Origin of the sequence: Terrabacter aeriphilus (assembly GCF_039542985.1) — a bacterium.
GTDB classification, from domain to species: domain Bacteria; phylum Actinomycetota; class Actinomycetes; order Actinomycetales; family Dermatophilaceae; genus Terrabacter; species Terrabacter aeriphilus.
In genome coordinates this window covers 1-3,317 of the sequence record NZ_BAABIW010000033.1, presented here as the reverse complement: position 1 = coordinate 3,317, position 3,317 = coordinate 1, and the positions used below count along the sequence as shown (strand labels likewise).

Here is a 3,317-nt window from a genome sequence, read left to right as displayed (position 1 = left end):
CCGATGCCCTGGAAGACTTCACGCTCCGGAAGCGCCTCGGCCACCCATTGACGACAAAGGGGAGCCGGAGTGACGCGGACACCACGGCTTCTGGGGTGGCCTTCACGTGGCGTGACTACTGGTCGGGAGGGCCACCATCGTGACAGCATGACGCCTCACATCATCATTGAAGTGATTGGATCCTAAAGTGGCGTATCACTACCCGCCCCCGGGTGAATGGCAGACCTATCAGACGCTAGTCGCTGGCTTCGCTCGGGTCATGTACGACGAGCACACAGTTACGGAGTACGGCAGGACGGGGCAAAGACAGCACGGGGTGGACGTCTTTGCACGCGACCACGCAGGCAAGAACATTGGACTTCAGTGCAAATGGACGCACGAATCACTGGGATCGGGCGCTCTGGCTAGCGAATGTGAAAAGGCGCGTGAATTCGCGCCAGCGTTAGACTACTTCATCCTATGGACAACCGCACGGCGGGATGTCCACCTTCAAGATCTGGCGCACGGGTTGGATCGTTCAGGCGAGTACCCATTTGCGGTAGGAATTAGGTTCTGGGACGACGCAATAGAACAACTCAACAGGATGTACACGGTCGCAAGCACCTACTACACCGAGTGGCTTGACGAACATCAGGTCACTGCTGACCACGACCACCGCAGGAAGCTGCGGATCGCCTTCGACCGGCCGGCATTCCTTGACCCGATCCATCTAGAGCGAGACTTTGGTGATCTACTACAGGCGGTCAAAGACACTCTCGTGTTCTTGAAGGCCGGGCTCCTTTACGACCGCTACGACCGGACTCTCGTCGCACAAGCGTTGCCCTTCAGTTTGCTGAGCGACGCCAAGTACATCGAGGGTCTTGCAAATGTGGCCTCGATGCTCACCGACCTGGAAGCCCTTCTGCAGCGCGGCGCCGCGCCATTTGGCGCCCCTGTCATGACGGATGCCAATGACGTTGAGCAGTGCGATCGACTGCGGCGACGGATCGTCACCAAGGTGAGATCACTGTCGCGATAGGCGTGTGCTCGTCCCAAGGTGCTCGAAGCGCGCAGGCGCAGACTGCTGCGGAAGGACACTGCCCTTGGCGGCGATATGACGCATCATGAGGCGCACCTGAACCATCGAATGACTGACGCCGTGGCGCGATGTTGGTGTTCAGGCCGGGCTCGCTCCAGATCCCAAGCATCTCGAGGAGCCCGCCGGTACCCACACCTAGTCGATAGGCTCACCCGCAGCCATCTAGGGCTTCCTGGCTTCGGCTACATCGACACGGCGATGGAGCAGGCTGGCGAAACCTAAGTACTCAAGAGCTTGCTGGGGATCGCCTGGCTTGAACAGCTCGTGTGCACCTGGGTTACGAATCCCGATCATGGCTCCGCGGAATATGTGCAGGAAGCCCTCGCGTTCGTCCTCCCCACTGCGGCCTTCATGGCTAGCAACGTCCAGGACGCTTCCGTCGGAGCGAAACGCGTCGCCCATCAGCGCGGCACCAGACTTGTCTACTGCCACGGCCTTGCGAACGCGCACCTCCACTGACTTGAAGGCCTCACTCACCGCTGTCTCGTAATGCCCGTCCGCGAACAGGTCCCCGGCTGCCCTCTGGACAGCGGGGTGGAGGCTCTCGAAGGTCAGGCGCCTCACCGGGGCCACGCGCGGGGCGGGTGAAGCGCCCCACACGACCTTGACGTGTCTCATCTCAGCGGGGCCGAAGTTGTTCAGCTTCACCTCGGCCGCGAAACGCCTCTCCGTGCCCTCGGAGCGTCGCGGATCAGGCACGAGGATGACGTCGCCTTCGAAGATGGGTGTATCGACATCGAAGAAGCCGGCCTTGGATTGGATATGTCCTTCGACTGCAAAGGACTCCTGGTCGTCCGTGCCCTCGTTTCGGATGACGGTGACCGTATCCGTTCCCATCGCCGCGAACGGGCCGCTGGTGAAGGCGCCACGGGCAGGAGGGTGTTGGCTGCGTGATGACGGTAGAGGCATGCTCTCAGTATCGCTTATTGCCCCAATATCCGGCTCGATTGAGACTACGGCCAATCCTTGTCCCAGGCAGTCGATGTCCTGCAGGCAGCTACTGACCGCATTGACGAGTGGTGCGGAGATCCCTTCGGACGCCTGAGGCTGTCGGCGGCCGGTGGAATCCTCGTCCCATGTTCACCGTGGTGGTAGCGCTTTTGGCGCTTGTGGCGACGTTCCTTCAGACCAAGACGTCCGGCAGGGAGGCAGGTCGGGCCTATCGTGCTGCCGTCGACTGGTGGAACTCTGAAGATGAACTCGTGGCAGAGCAACGCTGGTGGTGGCGCCGATGGGCAACACGTCGAGAGTTGCGGTCGTGGAGAGACCAGGACACCGCCGCAGGCATTCGGCACGTTCAGTCGGTTCTAGTTGGTTGGATGCTGCTGTTGCTCGTAGCCATAATGGGCCTCGGAAAGGCGATTTGGGATGTGGCCGCGGCGACCTTATGAGCCTTCGCGCTGATCAGTCAGCCGCAGTAACGCGGCCCTGCGTCCGGCGCGCAGTAACCGACAGCTCAGTCGGCCGTGCACGGTGTTCCTACGGCAGCCCGTCGAACGCGGCGGAGTGACATGGCCGCTGCCTACTTGTCCGGACTGGTGAAAAGGTCGATGAGCGATCGCCAGAACGAGGGGTGGGTGTTGTCCCATTCCGCCAGCGTGACGATGCGATTCTCGCCGATCATGGCGGTGATCGTCCTGCGCTGGCTCTCGGTGAGGTGGATGGCGAAAGAGGTGCCCTCATCGGCGAGGCTGGCAACCTCGGCGCAATCAGTACGCCAAAAGGTGGCGTCGTAGGCGTGCGCAGCGAACGTTATGAAGGCGTCGCGCACGGCGGGGTCAGTAATCGGCTGGAGGCCGGTCTGCAAGTACGGCTCTTCACGTTGGTGCTTGGGGACGAAGCGGTCGATCAGCCGTTCGGCGGCATGGATCGCCTGCGGGGGCCAGGCGTCGCGCATGGACCATGGGATGTCGGTCTCTGCCGTGGCCATCTCGTCTTGGACGAGGGTGAGCGCTGCCCGACTCGCGGCCCAGAGAGCTTTGTCATCTAGGCCCTCCAGATGGAGGAGGTATTCGACGCGGTCGCTGGGCACGCAGTGAGTCTTACCGGGTGCGGTCTCCAGCGCCTCCTTCTTACTGCGCTTGGCCCCATCGAGTCCTTGAGCTATCACATGCAGGTCACCGGGAGGATCCGCGGCGGAAGGACTGTGAGGATCGCCAATGCAGCCTGAAGGTGCTGGGCTGTGGTTGGTGACCGCGAGTGTGACCCCCGGAATGACTGGCTTCGTGCCTTTGCTGTG

Annotated in this window: 4 protein-coding genes; 2 read left to right on the top strand and 2 right to left on the bottom strand. The window is 61.8% G+C overall.

Features of this window, described 5'->3' with window-relative positions:
- Positions 1-259 precede the first annotated feature (259 nt).
- Positions 260-1,018, top strand: coding sequence for a hypothetical protein (locus ABD979_RS19950; protein ID WP_345509304.1), 759 nt, complete (start codon positions 260-262; stop codon positions 1,016-1,018).
- 222 nt (positions 1,019-1,240) lie between these two features.
- Here the strand turns inward: ABD979_RS19950 and ABD979_RS19945 are convergent, their stop codons facing one another.
- Positions 1,241-1,987, bottom strand: a complete 747-nt coding sequence (locus tag ABD979_RS19945) for a TIGR02391 family protein (RefSeq protein WP_345509303.1) — start codon at positions 1,985-1,987, stop codon at positions 1,241-1,243.
- Between the two features lie 167 nt (positions 1,988-2,154).
- On the opposite strand from ABD979_RS19945, the gene ABD979_RS19940 reads away from it, so the two are divergent.
- Positions 2,155-2,469, top strand: a complete 315-nt coding sequence (locus tag ABD979_RS19940) for a hypothetical protein (protein WP_345509302.1) — start codon at positions 2,155-2,157, stop codon at positions 2,467-2,469.
- A 131-nt stretch (positions 2,470-2,600) separates the two neighbouring features.
- Here ABD979_RS19940 and ABD979_RS19935 read toward each other — a convergent pair.
- Positions 2,601-3,317: hypothetical protein (locus ABD979_RS19935; protein ID WP_345509301.1), on the bottom strand; the 717-nt coding region annotated here is incomplete at its 5' end.

What these genes read in the sequence shown, in the direction of transcription:
- ABD979_RS19950 (WP_345509304.1), top strand. Translation starts at nt 260, where the DNA reads ATGTACGACGAGCACACAGTTACGGAGTACGGCAGGACGGGGCAAAGA.
- ABD979_RS19945 (WP_345509303.1), bottom strand. Translation starts at nt 1,987, where the DNA reads ATGCCTCTACCGTCATCACGCAGCCAACACCCTCCTGCCCGTGGCGCC.
- ABD979_RS19940 (WP_345509302.1), top strand. Translation starts at nt 2,155, where the DNA reads ATGTTCACCGTGGTGGTAGCGCTTTTGGCGCTTGTGGCGACGTTCCTT.